General features: G+C 28.2%; 27 protein-coding genes and 1 riboswitch. Of the genes, 26 read left to right on the forward strand and 1 reads right to left on the reverse strand.

What is annotated here, in order from left to right:
* Window positions 1-30 precede the first annotated feature (30 nt).
* Window positions 31-798: a peroxide stress protein YaaA gene (gene yaaA / locus CLTHE_RS06380; RefSeq protein WP_080022516.1), complete on the forward strand. Its 768-nt coding sequence runs from the start codon at window positions 31-33 to the stop codon at window positions 796-798.
* Here the strand turns inward: yaaA and CLTHE_RS16680 are convergent.
* The gene (locus tag CLTHE_RS16680) at window positions 790-936 is read right to left on the reverse strand and encodes a hypothetical protein (protein ID WP_158082675.1); all 147 of its coding nucleotides are present in this window, start codon (window positions 934-936) and stop codon (window positions 790-792) included. The genes yaaA and CLTHE_RS16680 overlap by 9 nt on opposite strands.
* A 119-nt stretch (window positions 937-1,055) precedes the next feature.
* On the opposite strand from CLTHE_RS16680, the gene CLTHE_RS06385 reads away from it, so the two are divergent.
* From CLTHE_RS06385 to mnmA, 25 genes are all read left to right on the forward strand, one after another.
* Window positions 1,056-1,298, forward strand: a complete 243-nt coding sequence (locus tag CLTHE_RS06385) for a hypothetical protein (protein ID WP_002597341.1) — start codon at window positions 1,056-1,058, stop codon at window positions 1,296-1,298.
* Between the two features lie 100 nt (window positions 1,299-1,398).
* Window positions 1,399-2,316 carry an NAD-dependent epimerase/dehydratase family protein gene (locus CLTHE_RS06390; protein WP_080022517.1) on the forward strand — a complete coding sequence of 306 codons (918 nt, stop codon included), beginning with the start codon at window positions 1,399-1,401 and terminating at the stop codon, window positions 2,314-2,316.
* Window positions 2,289-2,783 carry a flavin reductase family protein gene (locus tag CLTHE_RS06395; RefSeq protein ID WP_080022518.1) on the forward strand — a complete coding sequence of 165 codons (495 nt, stop codon included), beginning with the start codon at window positions 2,289-2,291 and terminating at the stop codon, window positions 2,781-2,783. Before CLTHE_RS06390 ends, CLTHE_RS06395 begins: the two co-directional genes overlap by 28 nt.
* Window positions 2,784-2,885: 102 nt before the next feature.
* Window positions 2,886-3,302 carry a DUF3592 domain-containing protein gene (locus tag CLTHE_RS06400; protein WP_080022519.1) on the forward strand — a complete coding sequence of 139 codons (417 nt, stop codon included), beginning with the start codon at window positions 2,886-2,888 and terminating at the stop codon, window positions 3,300-3,302.
* Between the two features lie 56 nt (window positions 3,303-3,358).
* Window positions 3,359-3,460: riboswitch (purine riboswitch) on the forward strand.
* A gap of 72 nt (window positions 3,461-3,532) precedes the next feature.
* A complete protein-coding gene (locus tag CLTHE_RS06405; RefSeq protein WP_002597345.1) occupies window positions 3,533-4,924 on the forward strand; it encodes an NCS2 family permease in 1,392 nt (463 codons plus the stop codon).
* Between the two features lie 252 nt (window positions 4,925-5,176).
* Window positions 5,177-5,629 (forward strand): MarR family winged helix-turn-helix transcriptional regulator, encoded by a 453-nt coding sequence (locus CLTHE_RS06410; RefSeq protein WP_002597346.1) that lies wholly within the window; start codon window positions 5,177-5,179, stop codon window positions 5,627-5,629.
* Window positions 5,630-5,640: 11 nt separating this feature from the next.
* On the forward strand, window positions 5,641-6,615 hold the full coding sequence (locus CLTHE_RS06415) for a beta-ketoacyl-ACP synthase III (RefSeq protein WP_080022520.1): 975 nt from the start codon (window positions 5,641-5,643) through the stop codon (window positions 6,613-6,615).
* Window positions 6,616-6,658: 43 nt separating this feature from the next.
* Complete coding sequence (gene acpP / locus CLTHE_RS06420) at window positions 6,659-6,883, forward strand: acyl carrier protein (protein ID WP_002597348.1); 225 nt, start codon at window positions 6,659-6,661, stop codon at window positions 6,881-6,883.
* Window positions 6,884-7,012: 129 nt separating this feature from the next.
* Window positions 7,013-7,942, forward strand: coding sequence for an enoyl-[acyl-carrier-protein] reductase FabK (gene fabK, locus CLTHE_RS06425; protein ID WP_080022521.1), 930 nt, complete (start codon window positions 7,013-7,015; stop codon window positions 7,940-7,942).
* 2 nt (window positions 7,943-7,944) lie between these two features.
* Complete coding sequence (fabD, locus tag CLTHE_RS06430; RefSeq protein ID WP_080022522.1) at window positions 7,945-8,883, forward strand: ACP S-malonyltransferase; 939 nt, start codon at window positions 7,945-7,947, stop codon at window positions 8,881-8,883.
* 21 nt (window positions 8,884-8,904) lie between these two features.
* Window positions 8,905-9,645: a 3-oxoacyl-[acyl-carrier-protein] reductase gene (gene fabG, locus CLTHE_RS06435; RefSeq protein ID WP_002597351.1), complete on the forward strand. Its 741-nt coding sequence runs from the start codon at window positions 8,905-8,907 to the stop codon at window positions 9,643-9,645.
* Window positions 9,646-9,659: 14 nt separating this feature from the next.
* On the forward strand, window positions 9,660-10,895 hold the full coding sequence (gene fabF / locus CLTHE_RS06440) for a beta-ketoacyl-ACP synthase II (protein ID WP_080022523.1): 1,236 nt from the start codon (window positions 9,660-9,662) through the stop codon (window positions 10,893-10,895).
* A gap of 15 nt (window positions 10,896-10,910) precedes the next feature.
* A complete protein-coding gene (gene accB / locus CLTHE_RS06445; protein ID WP_080022524.1) occupies window positions 10,911-11,411 on the forward strand; it encodes an acetyl-CoA carboxylase biotin carboxyl carrier protein in 501 nt (166 codons plus the stop codon).
* A gap of 2 nt (window positions 11,412-11,413) precedes the next feature.
* Window positions 11,414-11,836: a 3-hydroxyacyl-ACP dehydratase FabZ gene (fabZ, locus tag CLTHE_RS06450; RefSeq protein ID WP_080022525.1), complete on the forward strand. Its 423-nt coding sequence runs from the start codon at window positions 11,414-11,416 to the stop codon at window positions 11,834-11,836.
* Between the two features lie 10 nt (window positions 11,837-11,846).
* Window positions 11,847-13,205, forward strand: a complete 1,359-nt coding sequence (locus CLTHE_RS06455; protein WP_080022526.1) for an acetyl-CoA carboxylase biotin carboxylase subunit — start codon at window positions 11,847-11,849, stop codon at window positions 13,203-13,205.
* Entirely contained in the window at window positions 13,206-14,078 is an 873-nt protein-coding gene (accD, locus tag CLTHE_RS06460) for an acetyl-CoA carboxylase, carboxyltransferase subunit beta (RefSeq protein WP_080022527.1), read from the forward strand.
* The gene (locus CLTHE_RS06465) at window positions 14,071-14,874 is read left to right on the forward strand and encodes an acetyl-CoA carboxylase carboxyltransferase subunit alpha (protein ID WP_080022528.1); all 804 of its coding nucleotides are present in this window, start codon (window positions 14,071-14,073) and stop codon (window positions 14,872-14,874) included. Before accD ends, CLTHE_RS06465 begins: the two co-directional genes overlap by 8 nt.
* A 143-nt stretch (window positions 14,875-15,017) precedes the next feature.
* Window positions 15,018-15,431 carry a hypothetical protein gene (locus CLTHE_RS06470; protein WP_002597358.1) on the forward strand — a complete coding sequence of 138 codons (414 nt, stop codon included), beginning with the start codon at window positions 15,018-15,020 and terminating at the stop codon, window positions 15,429-15,431.
* Between the two features lie 60 nt (window positions 15,432-15,491).
* Window positions 15,492-15,752 (forward strand): hypothetical protein, encoded by a 261-nt coding sequence (locus tag CLTHE_RS06475; RefSeq protein ID WP_080022529.1) that lies wholly within the window; start codon window positions 15,492-15,494, stop codon window positions 15,750-15,752.
* A 99-nt stretch (window positions 15,753-15,851) separates the two neighbouring features.
* On the forward strand, window positions 15,852-16,343 hold the full coding sequence (locus CLTHE_RS06480; RefSeq protein WP_002597360.1) for a GNAT family N-acetyltransferase: 492 nt from the start codon (window positions 15,852-15,854) through the stop codon (window positions 16,341-16,343).
* Between the two features lie 123 nt (window positions 16,344-16,466).
* Complete coding sequence (locus tag CLTHE_RS06485) at window positions 16,467-17,708, forward strand: replication-associated recombination protein A (protein WP_080022530.1); 1,242 nt, start codon at window positions 16,467-16,469, stop codon at window positions 17,706-17,708.
* A gap of 104 nt (window positions 17,709-17,812) precedes the next feature.
* Window positions 17,813-18,268 (forward strand): RrF2 family transcriptional regulator, encoded by a 456-nt coding sequence (locus CLTHE_RS06490; protein WP_080022531.1) that lies wholly within the window; start codon window positions 17,813-17,815, stop codon window positions 18,266-18,268.
* 1 nt (window position 18,269) lies between these two features.
* Window positions 18,270-19,448: a cysteine desulfurase NifS gene (gene nifS, locus CLTHE_RS06495; RefSeq protein WP_080022532.1), complete on the forward strand. Its 1,179-nt coding sequence runs from the start codon at window positions 18,270-18,272 to the stop codon at window positions 19,446-19,448.
* 25 nt (window positions 19,449-19,473) lie between these two features.
* A complete protein-coding gene (nifU, locus tag CLTHE_RS06500; RefSeq protein ID WP_002597364.1) occupies window positions 19,474-19,911 on the forward strand; it encodes a Fe-S cluster assembly scaffold protein NifU in 438 nt (145 codons plus the stop codon).
* A 1-nt stretch (window position 19,912) separates the two neighbouring features.
* A complete protein-coding gene (gene mnmA / locus CLTHE_RS06505; RefSeq protein WP_080022533.1) occupies window positions 19,913-20,989 on the forward strand; it encodes a tRNA 2-thiouridine(34) synthase MnmA in 1,077 nt (358 codons plus the stop codon).
* Window positions 20,990-21,032: the final 43 nt, after the last annotated feature.

The raw sequence follows: 21,032 nt of genomic DNA on the forward strand, positions 1-21,032 counted from the left end.
ATATAAAATTAATTAAAAAGGAGAATTAATATGTTAGCTATTTTATCACCAGCTAAAAAACTTTTAGATAGAGAATTTAATAAAAGTTTAAAATATACTAGAACAAGATTTGATAATGAAAGTATAAAGATAAATAACAGATTAAAAGAGTTTAATCCAGATGAGTTATGCTCTTTAATGAAAATATCTGAAAAGCTTAGAGATGATGTTTTTTCATATATACATAAATTTAGTACAGTTGATAGAGAAAATTTATTTCCTTGTATTTTCTATTTTAATGGAGAAGCTTTTAGAGGGCTAGAAATAGAAAGTTATAGTGAGGAGGATCTTTACTATGCAAATAGTCATTTACGAGTTTTATCGGGATTGTATGGAGTTTTAAGACCTCTTGATTTAATAAGTAAATATAGACTTGAAATGGGAACAAAACTAAATATAGAAGATAAAAAAAATCTATATGAGTTTTGGGGAGATAAAATAAAAAATACTATACTAGAGGATTTAGAAAAAACTGAAACAAATATACTCGTAAATTTAGCTTCAGAAGAATATTCTAAATCAGTAAAACTTAATGAATTAAAAGGTGTACAAGTTATAACTCCAGTATTTAAAGAGTATAAAAATGGAAAATATAAAGTGGTAACAGTACACGCTAAAAGATGTAGAGGGCTTATGGCTACATATATAATGAAAAACAAAATAAAGACAAAGGATGAATTAAAATCCTTTGACTTAGAAGGTTATATATTTAGAGAAGATATGAGTAATGAAAAAGAATTCGTTTATACCTTAGGATAAATTATCTTTTTTAGATATAGAATTTCTTTTTTCTAAGGCAGTATTCCTATCTTTTATCATCTTTTTACAATTTGTGAAAAGTAAATATAATGCAACAAAAAAAGGAATAGAAATTATTAAAAATATTACTAGTTTCATACATATTCTCCTTTGTTTCTAAAGTTTATTAATAATATTTTAATATAAAATTACTTTAAAATAAAGAAAATAGTATGTAAGATAATAAATGTAGTGTAAAAAAATAGGAGGGGCAAATTATGTCTACAATAATTTTAGCTTTAATAGATATTATAGTTGTAATTATAATGATAACTACCTTTATAAAAGCATTCAGTAATTATAAAAAAGTTGGAAAAATAGATAATTATAAAAGTGAAATAAGTGAAGAGATGGAAGCATATAATAAAAAAGGAACAGGATACATGATGATAGCCGTATTATCAGTTCCGATATTTTTAATTTTAACATTCTTCATAATTATACAAGTTGTCTTGTTTTAGTAAGTAAAAGCTTTATTTTTAAAATAAAGCTTTTACTTATTGGGAAAAAAAGGGATTTGTGATATCATTTAAATATAGGTTAGTAAAATGGGGGAATTTTATGAGAAAAGTTTTAGTGATAGGTGGTACTAGGTTCTTTGGGAAAAAGTTAGTAAAAACTTTAATAAATAGTGGAAATGAAGTAACTATTCTAACAAGAGGAATTGTAAAGGATGATTTTGGAGATAAAGTAAAAAGGATAAAATGTAATAGAAAAAATAAAGAAGAATTAAAAGAAGCTTTAAAAAATAAAAAGTTTGATATAGTTTATGATAATATTTGTTATTCACCAAATGAAGCTTTAATAAGTACAGAAGTTTTTAATGGAAAAACTAAAAGATATATAGTTACATCTTCTATAGCTGTTTATAATAAAAAGAGGGGAGAAATGATTAAAGAATATGAATTTAATCCTAAAGATTATGAAATAACTTTTGGAGATAGAGAGGATTTTTCATATTCTGAAGGAAAACGATTAATGGAAGCTGTATTTTCTAAATATTCTAAATTTGAAGTTGCAATGGTAAGATTTCCTGTAGTAATAGGTGAAAATGATTATACAGGAAGGCTTAATAGTTATATAAATTCTGTAATTAAAGAAAAGAAGATTTATTCTACAAAAAAAGATTATAAAATGAATATTATAACAGAAGATGAAGCAGGAATATTTTTAGAATGGCTGGGAAAGAAAGATATAAATGGTTCCATTAATGCAGCATGTTTAGGAGAAATAAGTTTAAGTGATATAATAGAACTGATAGAAGAAGAAACAAATGTAAAAGCATTTGTAGATTCATCAATAGATATAAATGATACATCTCCTTATAATGATCAACTTAATTTAACTATGAGTACTTCATATATAAGAGGATTCTTTTTGTATAGATTTAAAGATGCGAAAAGTGAGATGAGACAAATTATAAAAGAAGAATTAAGAAAGGAAGCTGAAAAATGGAAAGTACATTTACAAAAACAATAGAAAAAGATATTGATGGATTAATGGGAGGAGCTTTTTTAACAGCAGGAAATGATAAAGAATTTAATACAATGACTATAAGCTGGGGAAGCATAGGATTTATGTGGAGAAAGCCTGTATTTATGGTTTTAGTTAGAGAATCAAGATATACAAATGAATTTATGAAAAATGGAGAAAGCTTTACAGTAAGTATTCCATATGAAAAAAATAAATCAGAAGCATTAAAAATTTGCGGAACAAAATCAGGAAGAGATATAGACAAAGAAAAAGAAGCAGGAATTAAGTTTATAAAAAGTAAAAAAGTAAAAACTCCAATTATTGAAGGTTGTGAAAAATATTATGAATGTAAAATAGTATTTAAAAATACTATGAATTTAGATGATTTAGATAAAGAATTTGTTAAAACATTCTATGATGGAGAAACAAAAGGGCATGTTCTTTATTTTGGTGAAATTGTAGAAGAATATTAATTTGTAGAAAATAGGCAGTAATTAAAAATTACTGCTATTTTTTTAACATAAATAATATAAAAAGCATATTCTATAGTAAATACTTATAAAAGGAGAAATTCTATGGATATGTATGTTTTAATTGCTTTTGGAATAAGTGTATTAGTTTGGTCTATAAGTGTATTTAGTAAAAGATTAAGATTATATAAAAGAGGAAAGAGAATAAGAGGGAAAATAATAGATTTTAGAAAATTAGAAGAAGTTATTTTAGAAACTTGGAGTTATAGAGAAAAAGTAACATTATATAAACCAGTTATAGAAATAGAATTAAATGGGCAGAGGAAAGTTTTTAATTATGAAGAAGAAATTGATAGGAGAAAGTATGAAATTGGTGATGAAATCGATGTCATATATGATAGAAGAAGCAAAGAGATTTATATGGATTCCAGGATAGAATTTTTCAGATTTCCAATACTTTTATTTATGCTATCATTAATGTTATTTTCATTTTCATTAATGTTATTTTTATTTAAGTATTAACAATATGTAAAATATATAGATTAAACATAATGAATATGAATAATTGTAGTATAATTTATAAAAATAAAAAAACTACCTATATAATTCTGAAAATAAGGTTCAGAGGTTTCTACAAAAAAACCGTAAATTTTTTTACTATAGGTAAATCAAATTTATAGATATGCTAGTTTTGGTTTACCTAAATTTCCAAGGCTAGTTTTTTTATTTAAAATTTAGGGGGAAAACAAAGGATGAACTTATTAGAAAAAATATTTAAACTAAAACAAAATAAGACAAATGTCAAAACAGAAGTTATAGGAGGATTAACAACCTTTGTTACATTTGCATATGCTTTACTTGTAATTCCAAATATATTAAAGCTTTCAGGAATGAATTTAGAAGGATTAAAAGGAAATGCTGCAAATAAAATTTCTATGGCAACAGATCCAATAGTAGCATCTGCCTTTGCATCAGTATGTATAGCAGCTGCAATAGGAACACTTATAATGGCTTTTTATGCAAATTTACCATTTGTATTAGCACCGGGACTTGGATTAGTATCATTTTTTACTTTTAATGTTTGCATAAAACTTAATTTTAGTTGGCAAGAAGGACTTGCAGCAGTATTTATATCAGGAATTTTGTTTGTAATTATAACATTAACATCTATTAGAGAAAAAATAATTTATTCAATTCCGCAAAATTTAAAATATGCAATTACAGCAGGAATTGGATTATTTGTTACAATAATTGGACTAAAAAGTGGAGGAATAATTGTTTCAAATCCATCAACTTTAGTAGCTTTTGGAGATTTTACAAATAAAGCTGTATTATTATCAATAATAGGATTAGTAATAGGTGTTATATTAATGGCTAGAAATGTTACTGGAGCTATATTAATATCAATAATTTTAACTACTATTATTGGAATACCTATGGGAGTAACTAATCTTACTGGAATGAAAATATTTTCTCTTCCTCATATAGGTAATACTTTTTTTGCAATAGATTTAAAAGGATTATTGACAAGCAATGGACATGGGATTTTAGGAGCTATTTTAACAGTTCTTATGGTAGTAATAACAATAAGCTTAGTAGATCTTTTTGATACAATAGGGACTTTATTAGGAACAGCACAAAATGCAGGAATGGTTGATGAAAGTGGAGAAGTAACAAATTTAAGAAAAGCACTTACTTCAGATTCAGTAGGAACTACAATAGGAGCTTTATTAGGGACAACTACTCTTGCTACAGTTGTAGAAAGTTCTTCAGGAATAGCACAAGGGGCAAGAACTGGTTTATCAAATGTAGTTGTAAGTTTAATGCTAATTTTATCATTATTTTTTAGTGGATTAGTTGGGATTGTTCCTCAAAGTGCATCATCTCAAGCTTTAGTTATAGTAGGAATTCTTATGATGAGAGCAGTAACAGAAATAGATTTTAAAGATTTTTCAGAAGCAGTACCAGCATTTTTCACAATAGTTATGATGCCTTTTACATATTCAATAGCAAATGGAATTGCAATAGGACTTATATTTTATCCTATATGTAAAATTGCTACTGGTAAAGGAAAGGAAGTAAATAAAATAATTTATATATTTGCAATATTATTTATATTAAGATTTATACTTATGCCAGACTAATAAGAAAGATTGATTGGAGATAAAGATTTACTTTTATCCTCAATCAATTTTTTTATTTTATAAAATTATTTAGATTAAGGTAATTAGTTCTTGAATTAGTATTTTTGTATTAAAGAGTTGACAAATTAGTTTGATTATATTATAGTTTGATTATCAAATGATTTGAAATAAGAAATATTTGATTGACATTGATTTATGTTGTTAAAGATATTATAGTTATATTTAGGAATTTTAGAATCTGGAGGATTAAGAATGGATAAGAAAGAAAAAATTTTAAATGAGCTAATGGTAGATTTATTTAATGACATACTTCAAATTGAAGAACAGGCTTTAAAGCAAGGAGCTTTAAATGATTTATCTGTAACAGAAATGCATACTTTAGAAGCAATTGGAATGTACACAGAAAGAACTATGTCAGAAGTGGCACAAGATTTAAAGATAACAGTTGGTACATTAACAACTGCTATAAATAAATTAATAAAAAAAGAATATGTTGAGAGAAAAAGAATTGAGGAAGATAGAAGAGTTGTTTTGATTAAATTAACAAAAAGAGGAAAGCTTGCATATAGACTTCATGAAAAATTTCATAATGATATGATTAAAGCTACAATTGATGGCTTATCAGAAGAAGAGGAAAATACTCTTATATCATCCTTAGAAAGATTAAATGAATTTTTTAAGAGAGAATACAATCTAAAAAAATAAGGAGAGAATAAATGAATGCAGTTAAAATAAAATCTGTTGGAGCATATTTACCTTCAAATATAATTACTAACGAAGATATAAGTAAGTTAGTAGAAACAAATAATGAATGGATTGTTGAAAGAACAGGCATTAAAAGTAGAAGAATATCAAAAGGTGAAGATACTTCAAGTATAGCAAATAAAGCTGCAAAAATAGCTTTAGATAGAGCAAAAGTAAAAGGAGAAGATATTGACTTAATTATAGTTGCTACATTAACTCCAGATAATTTTACTCCATCAGTAGCATGTATAATCCAAAAAGAAATTGGAGCAGAAAATGCAACAGCATTTGATATAAATGCAGCTTGTACTGGATTTATATATGCTTTAGAAGTTGGAAGAAGTTTAATGGCAGTTGGAAGATATAAAAGAGCACTTATAATTGGAGCAGAAACATTATCTAAAATAGTAGATTGGTCTGATAGAAGTACATGTATACTTTTTGGAGATGGAGGAGGAGCTTGTGTCTTAGAAACTTCAGATTCAAAGGAAGGAATTATAAATTCATATAGTATATCAGATGGAAAAAAAGGTGAGACTTTAATAGCAGGTGCGGTAGATGTAAATAATCCTTTCATAGAGGAAAAAGTAGAAAAACATAAATATATAAAGATGAATGGTAGAGAAGTATTTAAATTTGCAACTAAATCAATGACCTCATCTATAGAAAAAGTTTTAGAGAATACAGAATATAAATTAAATGATATAGATTTAATAATACCTCATCAAGCAAATTTAAGAATTATAGAATATGCTGCAAAAAAGCTAAATTTACCTTTAGATAGGTTTTATATAAATTTAGAAGATGTAGGAAATACATCAGCAGGATCAATACCAATTGCATTAAATAATGCCTTTGAAGAAGGAAAGATAAAAAAAGGTATGAAAATAATATTAGTTGGTTTTGGTGGAGGGTTAACTTGTGGTTCAACCCTAATAAAATGGTAAAAATTATAGAAATAAAAAATATTAAAATTTGGAGGAATGAAAAATGATATTTGAAGAAATTAGAGAAGTTGTATGTGAACAATTAGGAGTAGAAGAAAATGAAGTAACTATGGAAACAACATTTGAAGATTTAGGAGCAGATTCTTTAGATCTTTTCCAAGTAGTTATAGAGCTTGAAGAAAAATTTGGAATCCAATTAGAAGATGCAGAAAGAATTAAAAGCATTAAAGATGCTGTAGAGTATGTTCAATCAAAAATAAATGCTTAATTAAAGTTTACTTGTAATTAATTTAATGGAGTAAAAACTTTAAAATAGAAAATCGGGCTCTTCTTAAAAGTAGATCCCGATTTAATTATATAAAGAAAAGTCATTCATAATATATCAGGAGGATTTTTAATGAGAAATAGAATTTGTGACGTGTTAAATATAGAATATCCAATTTTACAAGGAGGGATGGCTTGGATTGCTGATTCTTCATTAGCAGCTGCTGTAAGTGAGGCAGGAGGATTAGGAATTATAACAGGAACAGCTCCAATAGATTGGATAAGAGAAGAAGTTAGAAAAGTTAAAGAGATTACAGATAAACCATTTGGAGTAAATATAATGTTAATGTCTGATCATGCAGATGAAGTTGCTAAATTAGTCTGTGAAGAAAAAGTTCCAGTAGTAACAACAGGAGCAGGTAGTCCAGGAAAGTATATGGAAATGTGGAAAGAACATGGAATAAAAGTTATTCCAGTAGTAGCTTCAGTAGCTCTTGCGAGAAGAATGGAAAAAATGGGGGCAGATGCAATAATAGCAGAAGGAACAGAATCAGGAGGACATGTAGGACAATTAACAACAATGACTTTAATACCACAAGTTGTTGATTCTGTAAGTATACCTGTAATCGCAGCAGGGGGAATAGGAGATGGAAGAGGTGTAGCAGCGTCATTTATGTTAGGAGCATCAGGAGTTCAAATAGGAACAAGATTTTTAGTAGCAAAAGAATGTACTGTACACCAAAATTATAAAGATAAAGTTTTAGCAGCTAAAGATATAGATACAGAAGTAACTGGGAGATCAACAGGACATCCAGTTAGAGTTTTAAAAAATAAATTATCAAGGCAATATATGAAACTTGAAAAAGAAAATGCAAATATAGAAGAGTTAGAAGAGTTAGGAAGAGGATCTCTTCCTAGAGCAGCTAAAGATGGAGATGTAGTTACAGGATCAGTAATGGCAGGACAAATATCAGGACTTATTAATAAAGAACAAACATGTAAAGAAATAGTTGAAGATTTAATAAATGGAGCAAAAAGTTTAATTAAAGACTTGGAGGGCTAATTATGGGAAAGATAGGTTTTCTTTTTTCTGGGCAAGGTGCACAGACAATAGGAATGGGAGAAGATTTATTTAAAAATAGAGAAGAATGTAAAAATGTCTTTAAAAGTGGAGAAAATTTATTAAATATGGATATATTAAATAAAATGTTTAATGGTGATGAAGAAACACTTAAAAAGACTAGTATAGCTCAACCTGCAATAGTTTTAACTTCTTTAGCAGCAGCTGAGGCTTTAAAAAATGAAGGAATAGAATGTGATTATTCATGCGGATTAAGTCTTGGAGAGTATACAGCTTTAATACACAGTAGAGTTATATCTTTTGAAGATGGAATAAAGCTTGTAAAAGAGCGTGGAAGAATAATGGAAGAAGCCGGAATAAAAGTAAAAGGTAAAATGGCAGCTGTTTTAAAATTAAAAGAGGATAAAGTTGAAGAATTAGTTAATAGATGTAAAGAATTTGGAATTATAGAAGTAGCAAATTATAATTGTCCAGGACAAATTGTTATAGGAGGAGAAAGTGATCCTATTGATAAGAGTATTGAAATTGTAAAAGAACTTGGAGGAATGGCTATTCCTTTAAAGGTTAGTGGAGCTTTCCATACCTCTCTTTTAAAAGAAGCAAGTGAAGAATTTTATGATTATATAGAAAAAGTAAGATTTAATGAAATAGATGAAAAAATATATTCAAATTTGAAAGGTAACTTATATGTCAAAGAAGATAATATAAAAAATATACTTAAAAATCATATGGTTAAACCAGTTTATTTTGAAAAAATAATAAGGGATATGATTTTAAAAGGAGTAGATATTTTTATTGAAATAGGTCCTGGAAAAACACTTACTGGCTTTGTAAAAAAAATAGATAGAAAAGTGAAAGTATTAAATGTATATGATATAGAAAGTTTAAATAATTGTATAAAAATTATTAAACAATATGATTAATAGAAATAGTTGGAGGAATTTATGCTAAAAGGAAAAAATGCAATTGTAACAGGTGCAACAAGAGGAATTGGTAGAGAAATAGCAAAAAAATTAGCCGCTTTAGGTGTAAATATATTAATAAATTATAGAAGTAATGATAAAGAGGCAGAAGAGTTAAAAATAGAATTAGAAAATATGGGAGTAACTGCTTTAGTTTATAAATGTGATATAAGTGATTTTGATGGTGTTCAAGATATGATTAACTTTGCAAAAGAATATTTTAGTAAAATAGATATTATGATAAATAACGCAGGAATAACTAAAGATACACTTGTATTAAGAATGAAAAAAGAAGATTTTAATTCAGTAATAGATGTAAATTTAAAAGGAGTATTTAACTGCATAAAAGGAATAACTCCAATTATGGTTAGACAAAGAGAAGGAAATATAATAAATCTTTCATCAGTAGTTGGAATAGTAGGAAATGCAGGGCAAGTAAATTACTCAGCCTCAAAGGCAGGAGTTATAGGAATGACTAAGTCATTAGCAAAAGAACTTGGAGGCAGAGGAATAAGAGTAAATGCAGTAGCTCCAGGATTTATAGAAACAGATATGACTTATGCATTAGGAGATAAATTTAAAGATGAGGCTAAAAAATCAATTCCATTAAAGAGACTTGGAGAAGCTAAAGATGTAGCAAATTTAGTAGCATTTTTAGCTTCAGAAGAATCATCATATATAACTGGGCAAGTTATAAATGTTGATGGTGGAATGGTAATGTAGTGGAGGAAAAAGTAATGAATAGAAGAGTTGTAGTAACAGGTATGGGGGCTTTAACACCTATAGGAAATAATGTAGAAGAATTTTGGAAGAATGCCAAAGAAGGAAAAAATGGTATAGATTTTATAACTTTATATAATAATGATGAAACAACAGTTAAAATTGCTGGAGAAGTAAAAGGATTTGATCCAGTTGAAGCAGTAGGAAAAAAAGAAAGTAAAAGGTTAGATAGATTTTCACAATTTGCATTAGCAGCAGCAGATGAAGCTATAAAAAGTGCAAATTTAGATTTAGATACTCTTGATAGAGATAGAATTGGGGTTATGATTGGATCAGGAATTGGTGGATTCCAAACAATAGAAAATGAAGTAGCGAAAATGACAAAAAATCCTGATGGAAGAGTAAGTCCATTTTTTATTCCTATGTCTATAGTAAATATGGCATCAGGAAATATTTCAATTAAATATGGATTAAGAGGACCTTCATTAGCTGTTGTTACGGCTTGTGCTACAGGAACTAATTGTATAGGAGATGCTTTTAGAGAAATTAAACATGGATATGCAGATATAATGCTTGCAGGAGGAGTAGAAGCTCCTATAACTAAAGTTTCAGTAGGAGGATTTAGTAGTTTAAAAGCTTTAAATACTTCTAATGATCCAAAAAGAGCTTCAATACCTTTTGATAAAGAAAGAAGTGGATTTGTAATGGGAGAAGGAGCTGGTATATTAGTTCTTGAATCTCTTGAATCTGCACAGAAAAGAGGAGCTAATATTTTATGTGAAATAGTAGGATATGGAACAACTTGTGATGCATATCATATTACTTCACCAGATCCAGAGGGAAATGGTGCTTCAAAAGCTATTCTTTTAGCAATAGAAGAAGCTGGAATAGAAAAAGAAGATGTTTCTTATATAAATGCTCATGGAACATCAACTCCTTTAAATGATAAATTTGAAACAAATGCAATTAAAAAAGCTTTTGGAGATTTTGCATATAAAATACCAATATCATCAACAAAGTCAATGACAGGACATCTTTTAGGAGCTGCTGGTGGTGTTGAAGCTATAGTTTGTGTAAAATCAATACTAGATAACTATATACTACCAACAATTGGATATGAAAATAAAGATGAAGATTGTGATTTAGATTATGTTCCTAATGAAGGAAGACAATGTGAAGTTAAGTGTGCATTAACAAATTCATTAGGATTTGGCGGACACAATGCAACTTTATTATTTAAAAAGTGGATGTAAGAATAGGGAGAAGTTATGGATATTAAGGAAATAAAAGAATTAATAGAATTAATTAATTCTTCAGATATAGCGTATTTAGAAATAGAAACTAATGATGGACGTATAAAAATGGATAAATCATTAACTAGAAATTTAGTTTCTGATAATAGTAGTAAATCTGTTACTTATATAGAAGAAAAAGAAGAAATTAAAAGAAATGAAAATAAAAAAGAATCTGCAAAAGAATTAGTAGAAGAAATTGAAAAGGATAAGGAAACTTTTAATAATTTAGAAGGAATAATTATAACTTCACCAATGGTTGGAACATTCTATTCAGCTTCATCACCAGATGGTGATCCATTTGTAAAAATTGGAGATAAAGTTAAATCTGGAGATGTTTTATGTATAATAGAAGCTATGAAGTTAATGAATGAAATAGAAAGCGAATTTAATGGTGAAGTAATAGAAGTTTTAGTTAAAGATGGAGATATGGTTGAGTATGGCACACCTATTTTCAAAATTAAGGAGGTTAAATAATTATGATGAATATAAAAGAAATAAAAGAAATTTTACCTCATAGATATCCATTTCTTCTTGTTGATAGAATAACAGAAATTGAAGAAGGGAAAAGCATAAAAGGATATAAAAATGTAACTGCGAATGAAGAGTTTTTTAATGGCCATTTTCCAAGTGAGCCAGTTATGCCAGGAGTGTTAATATTAGAAGCAATAGCTCAAGTAGGAGCAGTAGCTTTATTAAGTAAAGATGAATTTAAAGGAAAAATACCACTTTTTGCTGGAGCAGATAAAGTAAGATTTAGACAAAAAGTAGTTCCAGGAGATAAATTAGAATTAAGTTGTGAAATAATAAAACTTAGAGGTCCAGTAGGAATAGGAAAAGGTATAGCAAGTGTTGATGGAAAAAAGGTTTGTGAGGCAGAGATAATGTTTGCAATAGGATAGGTGAATTTTTATGTTTAAAAAAGTTTTAATAGCAAATAGAGGAGAAATAGCAGTAAGAATAATAAGAGCATGTAGAGAATTAGGGATAGGAACAGTTGCTGTTTATTCAGATATTGATAAAGAAGCACTTCATGCTCAAATTGCAGATGAAGCAGTATGTATTGGGGGATATATGGCTAAAGATAGTTATCTTAATATAACTAATATATTAAGTGCATGTGTTCTTACAGGGGCTGATGCTATACATCCAGGTTTCGGTTTTCTATCAGAAAATGCGAAATTTGCTAAAATGTGCAAAGAATGTAACATAAAATTTATAGGACCTGATTATGAATCAATTGAATTAATGGGAAACAAAGCTCGTGCTAGAGAAATAATGCAAAGTGCAAATGTACCTGTTGTTCCTGGGTTTGAAGGAAAAATAAAAGATTTAAATCATGCTAGAGAAATTGCTGAAGAAATAGGATATCCAGTTATAATAAAAGCTTCTGCTGGAGGCGGAGGAAAAGGAATAAGAATAGCTTATAACTTAGAAGAATTTGAAAAAGGATATAATACTGCTAAATCAGAAGCAATGGCATGTTTTGGAGATGATACATTATACATTGAAAAATTTATAGAAAATCCTAGGCATATTGAATTTCAAATATTAGGAGATAATTATGGAAATGTAATTCATTTAGGTGAAAGAGAATGTTCTCTCCAAAGAAAAAATCAAAAGGTCCTAGAAGAAGCTCCATCTTCTATTATTGATAATGAACTAAGAAATAAAATGGGGGAGATTGCTAAAAATGCAGCTAAAGCTGTAAATTATAAAAATGCAGGAACAATTGAATTCTTGGTTGACAAAGATAAAAATTTTTATTTTATGGAAATGAATACGCGAATACAAGTAGAACATCCAATAACTGAAATGGTTACTGGGATAGATATTGTTAAAGAACAGCTTAAAATAGCTAGTGGTAAAGAATTATCTTATAAACAAGAAGATATAAAGATAAAAGGTCATGCTATTGAATGTAGAATTAATGCCGAAGAGCCAAATTTTGATTTTAGACCATGTCCTGGAAAGATAACAGAATTATATCTTCCTGGAGGTTTTGGTGTAAGATTAGATTCAGCTATATATTGTGGATATAAAATTCCACATTGCTATGATTCAATGATAGGTAAGCTTATTGCATATGGAAATAATAGAAATGAGGCTATTATGAGAATGAAAAGAGCATTAAGTGAATTTGGAGTTGGAGGAGTAAAAACAAATATAGAATTTCAATATTGGTTATTAGAAACAGAAGAATTTTTAAATGGCGATTATCATACTGGTTTTTTAGGAAATAAGTTGAAGGAAAAAATGGAGAAAATATAGATGCTTAAAGATTTATTTAGTAAGAAAAAAAGTTATGGAACAATTAAAAATGTAAATAGTGATATAAAAGAATCACAACCAAATATTCCATCAGGTATGTGGGATAAATGTGAAAATTGTAATTCAATAATATACCACGAAGACTTAAAGCAAAATAATTATGTATGTAATAAATGTAATCACCATTTTAAACTTAGAGCTTATGATAGAATAAAAATGTTTCTAGATGAGGATAGTTTTCATGAGCTTTATAAAGAGTTAAGCACAAGAAATCCTTTAGATTTTAAAGGCTATGAAGAAAAATTAGATAAAGCCCATAAAAATACTGAAAGTAGTGAAGCAGTTGTAACAGGGATAGGAATTTTAAATGGAGTAAAAGTTGCAATAGGAATTATGGATAGCTACTTTATGATGGGAAGTATGGGAACTGTAGTTGGTGAAAAACTTACTCGTTTAATAGAAAAAGCTACAACTGATAAATTACCACTTATAATATTTACAGCTTCAGGTGGAGCTAGAATGCAAGAAGGAATATTTTCTCTTATGCAAATGGCAAAAGTTAGTGCTGCCTTAGCAAGGCATAGTGATGCAGGACTTTTGTATATCACAATTTTAACTTATCCAACTACTGGTGGAGTTACTGCTAGTTTTGCGATGGAAGGTGATATAATTCTTAGTGAACCTAAAGCTCTTATTGGTTTTGCAGGAAGAAGAGTTATAGAAAATACAATAAAACAAATTTTACCTGAAGATTTTCAAACAGCAGAATTTTTGTTAGAAAAAGGTTTTGTTGATAAAATAGTAGAAAGAAAAGATTTAAGAACTTGTGTGTATAAAATACTAAAAATTCATGGAGGTAAGAGATATGAATAGAGGATTAATAAAAACTATGTCTCCATGGGAAAAAGTAAATGTAGCTAGACATAAAGATAGACCTACAGGAGAATTTTATATAAATAACATCTTTGAAGATTTTATAGAATTTCATGGTGATAGAAATTTTGGAGATGATAAAGCTATAATAGGTGGAATAGCATTATTAGATGGTAAGCCAGTTACTGTTATATCTATAACTAAAGGTGGAAATACAAAAGAAAATTTAATAAGAAATTTTGGAATGCCAAAGCCAGAAGGATATAGAAAAGCTTTAAGATTAATGAAACAAGCTGAGAAATTTAATAGACCTGTAATATGTTTAGTTGATACTTCAGGAGCTTTTTGCGGAGTTGAAGCAGAAGAAAGAGGGCAAGGGCAAGCGATAGCTCTTAATCTTCTTGAAATGAGCAAACTTAAAACTCCTATAATATCATTAATAACTGGTGAAGGTGGAAGCGGTGGAGCTTTGGCTTTATCTCTTGGAGATTCTATAGGAATGTTAGAACATTCAATTTATTCAGTTCTTTCACCAGAAGGTTTTGCATCTATACTTTGGAAAGATGGAAGTAAAATGAAAGAAGCAGCTGAAGTAATGAAAATAACAGCACAAGATTTAATGGGATATGGAATTATAGATTTTATAGTTAAAGAGCCAAATGGAGGAGCACACAAAAATCCAATTAAAATGGCTAATTGTATAAAAAAAGCTATAATTTCAGAATTAAATAAAATTAGTTCATTAAATATAGATGAACTATTAAATAAAAGATATTCTAAATTTAGAAAGTATTAATTGTAAGAATATTCATAATAGAACTTTTCTATTATGAATATTTTTTTGAAAAATATTTTTATTAAATAAGAATTATAGTATTGAATTATATAAATGGTTTTGTTAAAGTATTTCTATATTATTTGGAAAGAAGGAATTTGTTTATGTACATAGTTTTTGGAAATAAAATAATAGATTCAAAAGAAATTGAAGATATTATAAGAGAAAATACAGATTTTAATATTTTAAAGGATATGAGTAAAGGGACTAAAAGAGAAGATATGGCTGCTTTTAACCTTAGTATAAGTGTAGATTATTTAAATTCATTAATAAGTGAAACTTGTAATATAGATGAATTAACTGAAGATGAATTATTTGAAGAATATTTAGCATTATCAGAAGAACTTGGAGTAGATATTGAAGAGTATTTACCAGAATACAGCAAAATAAAATTTAAAGCATATAAATGGGATTTATCAGAAAATGCTATAAATTGTATTGTTGCAATTGGAAATATGGAAGTTAGAGAAAATAAAATGCTTGATATTATAAGAAGATTAGAAAGTCAAGTTGAATAGTTCTATAAAAAGAAATTTTAAAATATATTAATATAAATCAATATGAATTTATGAGGATTTATGATAATAAAAGCTATCGTAGTACCAACACCTAATAGAATAAAAAAGAGATTTAAAGAGAGTATTACTAAAGATGAGATTTTTTTATATAGTTTAATATTAGGAGGAATAGGAGTAATAAGCTTATCAGATATAGAGTTTAAAGGGTTACCTATTTTCGGACTAACATATTGTGGATTGGCCTACAGTTTTTTAAAGAATGTAGATGAAGAAATATTGAAAGAAATATTAAAAAATTACTATTTAATGGGACGATTATAGCAAATGAGAAATTAAAAAATTTCTCATTGCTTAGTCTTATTTATTAATGTATAATTAGTCTGTTTCTAAACAAATGAAATAAATATATGAGGTGGAGAGTTGAAGTACATTATTAGAGAAATGGAAAATAAAGATTGGAAGTCTGTTGAAAGGATTTATGGGGATGGAATAAAAAGTGGTGCAACTTTTCAAAATAAAGTTCCAACCTTTGAATTTTGGGACTCTGTATATTTAAAAAAATGTAGATTAGTAATTTGTGAAGATGATGAAGTCATTGGATGGACAGCAGTAAGACATATATCACCTAGAGAAGCTTATAATGGAGTTGTTGAATTAAGCATATACATAGATAAAGATTACAAAGGTAGAGGTGTTGGAGGCGCTTTATTAAATGCTCTTGTAAAAAAGACAGAAGAAGAAGGCATATGGAGTATACAAGCTGTAATAATAAGAAACAATAAAGGGAGTCTTAGATTACATGAGAAATGTGGATTTAGAACTATAGGAATAAGAGATAGAGTTGCTAGAATGCCCGATGGAACATGGATGGATGTAGTCTTAATGGAAAGAAGAAGTAAAATAATATTTTAATTTATTAAAAGCCTAAGGATTTTAAAAGACACCTTAGAGCTTTTTTATTGTCTATAATATTTGAATATATAAAATTATAAGGTAGAATATAGTTTATGAAGTAAAATAAATGAGGTGAATAAAATGAAACCTTTAGCAGAACTTATGAGACCTACAAAAATAGAAGATTTTTATGGACAAAAAAATATTTTAGGAGAAAATAAGCCTTTATATAAATTAATAAAAAACAAAATGATACCTAATTGCATTTTATATGGACCTCCAGGAACAGGGAAAACTACTTTAGCTAACATAATGGCTAATTATGTTGATAGAAAGTTTTATAAATTAAATGCCACAACAGCTTCAATAAAAGATATTCAAGAGATAACAGAAAGTTTAAATACTTTAATGAATTATAATGGAGTGGTAATATATTTAGATGAGATTCAACACTTTAGTAAAAAGCAACAACAGGCATTATTAGAATTTATAGAAAATGGAAAAGTAACGTTAATTGCAAGTACTACGGAAAATCCATATTTTTCGATTCATAAAGCTATAATAAGTAGATGTAATATTTTTAGATTTGAACCTTTAGATTCAGAAGATATAATAATTGGATTAGAAAAGTCACTTAAGAAATTAATAGAAGAAGGAATAGAAGTTTCATATACAAGAGAAGCTTTAAAATATATAGGAGAGATATCACAAGGAGATTATAGAAAGGCCTATAATATTTTAGAACTTTGTATAAATTCACAATCTAAAAATAAAAAGTCTATAACAGTTGAAGAGATAGAAGAGCTTGGACAATCTCATATGAGAAGTGATAGTAGTGGTGATGAATTTTATAATCTTTTAAGTGCATTACAGAAAAGTATTAGAGGAAGTGATCCAGATGCAGGAGTTCATTATTTAGCTAGATTAATAGAAAGCGGAAATTTAATAGCTATAACTAGAAGATTAGGAGTAATAGTTAGTGAAGATATAGGATTAGCTCATCCAAATGCATTAACAGTAGTTAATTCGGGATTAGAATTAGCATTGAAAGTAGGATTTCCAGAAGCAAGAATAATACTTTCAGAGTTAGTTATATATTTAGCGACATTACCAAAATCTAATAGTGCATATATGGCAATTGAAAGTGCTATTAAAGATTTAGAAAATATGAATTTTGGAGATATTCCAAATCACTTAAAAGATTGTCATTATGGAGGAGCAAAAAATCTTGGAGTTGGAGGTTATAAATATCCTCACTCTTATCCAAATAATTATATAAAGCAACAGTATTTACCTGATGAATTGGTAGGAAAAAAATATTATAAAAGTTGTCATAATAAATATGAAGAAGCTTTAGAAAAGTATTGGGAAAAAATAAAATAGAATTTTAAAAGTTTATTAACATAAGTTTATTGACAATAACCGAGTGCTTTGGTAAGATATAAACAGAAATCGTAGTAACTTACTCTACTTTAAGGGGTGATGAGATGAAATTATCAACAAAAGGAAGATACGGAGTTAAAGCTATGGTAGATTTAGCAATTAACTATGGAGAAGCTCCGGTATCAATAAAAACAATATCAAAAAGACAAAATATATCTGAATATTATTTAGAGCAATTATTTAGTCCCCTTAGAAAAGCTAAGCTTATAAGAAGTATAAGAGGAGCTCAAGGAGGATATGTTTTAAATAAAGCACCTAAAGAAATAAGAGTTTCAGATATAATGTATATATTAGAAGGCCCAATAGAAATTGCAGATTGCATTGATGGTGTAGCTTGCAATAATGTAGAATGTTGTGCCACAAGAATGCTATGGAAAAGAATTAAAGAAAGCATCGATGAAGTAATGGAGGGAGTAACTCTTCAAGATATAGTAGATGATTATAAAAAAATACAAGATAAAAATCAAAAGTTAGTAATAGAAAAATCAGAGGTGAATTAAAATGAAAACAGTATATATGGACTATGCTGCCACAACATATGTAAAACCAGAAGTATTAGAAGAAATGTTACCATTTTTTACAGAGAAATTTGGAAATCCGTCATCATTTTATGGAATATCAAGAGAAACTAAGATGGCTATAGATAAAGCAAGAGGTCAAGTAGCAAAAGCATTAAATTGTGATTCAAGTGAAGTTTATTATACTGGTGGTGGATCAGAAGCTGATAACTGGGCAATAAAAGGAATAGCGGCTGCTTATAAAAATAAAGGTAATCATATAATTACAGCTAAAACTGAACATCATGCAGTATTACATACTTGTGAATATCTAGAAAAAAATGGCTATGAAGTTACTTATTTAGATGTAGATGAAGAGGGATTTATAAATTTAGAAGATTTAAAAAATGCAATAACTGATAAAACAATTTTAGTTACAATAATGTTTGCAAATAATGAGATAGGAACTATTGCTCCAGTAAAAGAAATTGGTGCTATTTGTAAAGAAAGAGGAGTTCTTTTCCATACAGATGCTGTTCAAGCTGTAGGAAATGTAAAAATAGATGTTAAAGATATGAACATTGACCTTTTATCATTAGCTGGACATAAGATCTATGGGCCAAAAGGAATTGGAGTTCTTTACATAAGAAAAGGAGTTAGAATTCACAATTTAATCCACGGTGGTGGTCAAGAAAGAAATAGAAGAGCAGGTACAGAAAATATTGCTTCAATTATAGGTTTAGGTAAAGCTATTGAATTAGCAACTGAAAACTTAGATGAGCATATTAAAAAGTTAACTGTTTTAAGAGATAAACTTATAGATGGTTTATTAACTATACCATATTCAAGATTAAATGGACCAAGAGGAGATAAAAGACTTCCAGGTAATGTTAATGTAGGATTTGAGTTTATAGAAGGTGAATCAATTCTTCTTTCATTAGATTTTGAAGGAGTATGCGCTTCTAGTGGTAGTGCTTGTACATCAGGTTCATTAGATCCTTCACATGTACTTTTAGCAATAGGACTTCCACATGAAAAAGCACATGGATCATTAAGATTAACAATGGGTGATGGAACAACAGAAGAAGATGTTGATTATGTAATAAAAACATTACCACCAATCATTGAAAGATTAAGAAAAATGTCACCATTATGGACAGATTTCATAAAAAACGAAAAATAGTTTAGAGTTAAAGGAGATAATTAATATGATATATACAGATAAAGTTATGGATCATTTCAGAAATCCAAGAAATGTAGGAGTTATAGAAAATGCTGATGGTGTTGGAGAAGTTGGAAATGCAAAATGCGGAGACATCATGAGAGTTTATTTAAAAATAGAAGATAATATAGTTAAAGATGCTAAATTTGAAACATTTGGTTGTGGATCAGCAATTGCTTCATCATCAATGGCAACAGAATTAATTATTGGAAAAAGTCTTGAAGAAGCTTGGGATTTAAGTAACAAAGCTGTTGCAGAAGCATTAGATGGTCTTCCACCAGTAAAAATGCACTGTTCAGTTTTAGCAGAAGAAGCTATTCACAAAGCTATCAATGATTATAGAGAAAAACAAGGTCTTGGAGCATGGGACTTTGAAGAAACTGATCATGATGCATTACACGACCACGTTCATGGTGAAGAATAATATGAAGAAAAAGGTTGTCGTAGGTATGAGCGGCGGAGTAGATAGCTCCGTCGCTGCTTACCTTTTAAAAAAACAAGGATATGATGTAATAGGTATAACTATGCAAGTATGGCAAGAAGATGCTGAATTTGAAGAAAGAGAAGGTGGTTGTTGTTCACTTTCAGCAGTAGAAGATGCTAGAAGAGTTGCTGCAAAATTAGATATACCTTTTTATGTTTTTAATTTTAGAAAATCATTTAAAGAGAAAGTTATAGATTATTTTGTTCAAGAATACATAGATGGAAAAACTCCAAATCCTTGTATAGCTTGTAATAAGTACTTAAAATTTGATGAATTATTACAAAAAGCTAGAGGAATTGGGGCTGAATATGTGGCAACAGGACATTATGCAAAAGTTGAAGAAAGAGATGGTAGATATCTTCTTATAAGATCAGATGATGATAGAAAAGATCAAACTTATGCATTATATAATTTAACTCAAGATCAATTAGCTCACACACTTATGCCTTGTGGTGAATATACAAAAGATAAAATAAGAGAAATAGCTAAAGAAATAGGTCTAGCTGTTCATAATAAAAAAGATAGTGAAGAAATATGTTTTATTCATGATAATAATCATGGAAGATATATAAAAGAAGCTAGACCAGAAGAAGTTAAAGAAGGAAATTTTGTAGATGAAAAAGGTAATATACTAGGAAGACATAAAGGAATAGTATACTATACAATTGGACAAAGAAAAGGATTAGGATTAGCATTAGGAAAACCAGTATTTGTTATTGGAATAAATGCTAAGAAAAATGAAGTTATTCTTGGTTCAGAGGAAAATATATTTAAAAATGCTTTAGTTGCAAAAGATGTGAATTTTATTCCATTTGATACTTTAGAAGAACCAATGAAAGTTCAAGCAAAAGTAAGATATGCAGCAAAACCAGCTCCTGCTACAATAATTCCATTAAATAATGGAAAAGTTAAAGTAGTATTTGAAGATGAGCAAAGAGCTATCACAAAAGGGCAATCTGTTGTATTTTATGATGGAGAAATAGTTGTAGGTGGCGGAGTTATAGAAGGCTTAGCTTAATATTAAAAGAGTTGACTTATGTCAACTCTTTTTTTGCATATAA

Origin of the sequence: Clostridium thermobutyricum DSM 4928, from assembly GCF_002050515.1 — a bacterium.
Lineage (GTDB): Bacteria > Bacillota > Clostridia > Clostridiales > Clostridiaceae > Clostridium > Clostridium thermobutyricum.

What these genes read in the sequence shown, in the direction of transcription:
- acpP (WP_002597348.1), top strand. Translation starts at nt 6,659, where the DNA reads ATGATATTTGAAGAAATTAGAGAAGTTGTATGTGAACAATTAGGAGTA.
- yaaA (WP_080022516.1), top strand. Translation starts at nt 31, where the DNA reads ATGTTAGCTATTTTATCACCAGCTAAAAAACTTTTAGATAGAGAATTT.
- accB (WP_080022524.1), top strand. Translation starts at nt 10,911, where the DNA reads ATGGATATTAAGGAAATAAAAGAATTAATAGAATTAATTAATTCTTCA.
- accD (WP_080022527.1), top strand. Translation starts at nt 13,206, where the DNA reads ATGCTTAAAGATTTATTTAGTAAGAAAAAAAGTTATGGAACAATTAAA.
- fabD (WP_080022522.1), top strand. Translation starts at nt 7,945, where the DNA reads ATGGGAAAGATAGGTTTTCTTTTTTCTGGGCAAGGTGCACAGACAATA.
- CLTHE_RS06475 (WP_080022529.1), top strand. Translation starts at nt 15,492, where the DNA reads ATGATAATAAAAGCTATCGTAGTACCAACACCTAATAGAATAAAAAAG.
- CLTHE_RS06465 (WP_080022528.1), top strand. Translation starts at nt 14,071, where the DNA reads ATGAATAGAGGATTAATAAAAACTATGTCTCCATGGGAAAAAGTAAAT.
- nifU (WP_002597364.1), top strand. Translation starts at nt 19,474, where the DNA reads ATGATATATACAGATAAAGTTATGGATCATTTCAGAAATCCAAGAAAT.
- CLTHE_RS06385 (WP_002597341.1), top strand. Translation starts at nt 1,056, where the DNA reads ATGTCTACAATAATTTTAGCTTTAATAGATATTATAGTTGTAATTATA.
- CLTHE_RS06470 (WP_002597358.1), top strand. Translation starts at nt 15,018, where the DNA reads ATGTACATAGTTTTTGGAAATAAAATAATAGATTCAAAAGAAATTGAA.
- CLTHE_RS06400 (WP_080022519.1), top strand. Translation starts at nt 2,886, where the DNA reads ATGGATATGTATGTTTTAATTGCTTTTGGAATAAGTGTATTAGTTTGG.
- CLTHE_RS06485 (WP_080022530.1), top strand. Translation starts at nt 16,467, where the DNA reads ATGAAACCTTTAGCAGAACTTATGAGACCTACAAAAATAGAAGATTTT.
- fabF (WP_080022523.1), top strand. Translation starts at nt 9,660, where the DNA reads ATGAATAGAAGAGTTGTAGTAACAGGTATGGGGGCTTTAACACCTATA.
- fabG (WP_002597351.1), top strand. Translation starts at nt 8,905, where the DNA reads ATGCTAAAAGGAAAAAATGCAATTGTAACAGGTGCAACAAGAGGAATT.
- CLTHE_RS06390 (WP_080022517.1), top strand. Translation starts at nt 1,399, where the DNA reads ATGAGAAAAGTTTTAGTGATAGGTGGTACTAGGTTCTTTGGGAAAAAG.
- CLTHE_RS06405 (WP_002597345.1), top strand. Translation starts at nt 3,533, where the DNA reads ATGAACTTATTAGAAAAAATATTTAAACTAAAACAAAATAAGACAAAT.
- CLTHE_RS06490 (WP_080022531.1), top strand. Translation starts at nt 17,813, where the DNA reads ATGAAATTATCAACAAAAGGAAGATACGGAGTTAAAGCTATGGTAGAT.
- CLTHE_RS16680 (WP_158082675.1), bottom strand. Translation starts at nt 936, where the DNA reads ATGAAACTAGTAATATTTTTAATAATTTCTATTCCTTTTTTTGTTGCA.
- CLTHE_RS06395 (WP_080022518.1), top strand. Translation starts at nt 2,289, where the DNA reads ATGGAAAGTACATTTACAAAAACAATAGAAAAAGATATTGATGGATTA.
- CLTHE_RS06415 (WP_080022520.1), top strand. Translation starts at nt 5,641, where the DNA reads ATGAATGCAGTTAAAATAAAATCTGTTGGAGCATATTTACCTTCAAAT.
- CLTHE_RS06410 (WP_002597346.1), top strand. Translation starts at nt 5,177, where the DNA reads ATGGATAAGAAAGAAAAAATTTTAAATGAGCTAATGGTAGATTTATTT.
- nifS (WP_080022532.1), top strand. Translation starts at nt 18,270, where the DNA reads ATGAAAACAGTATATATGGACTATGCTGCCACAACATATGTAAAACCA.
- fabZ (WP_080022525.1), top strand. Translation starts at nt 11,414, where the DNA reads ATGATGAATATAAAAGAAATAAAAGAAATTTTACCTCATAGATATCCA.
- mnmA (WP_080022533.1), top strand. Translation starts at nt 19,913, where the DNA reads ATGAAGAAAAAGGTTGTCGTAGGTATGAGCGGCGGAGTAGATAGCTCC.
- fabK (WP_080022521.1), top strand. Translation starts at nt 7,013, where the DNA reads ATGAGAAATAGAATTTGTGACGTGTTAAATATAGAATATCCAATTTTA.
- CLTHE_RS06455 (WP_080022526.1), top strand. Translation starts at nt 11,847, where the DNA reads ATGTTTAAAAAAGTTTTAATAGCAAATAGAGGAGAAATAGCAGTAAGA.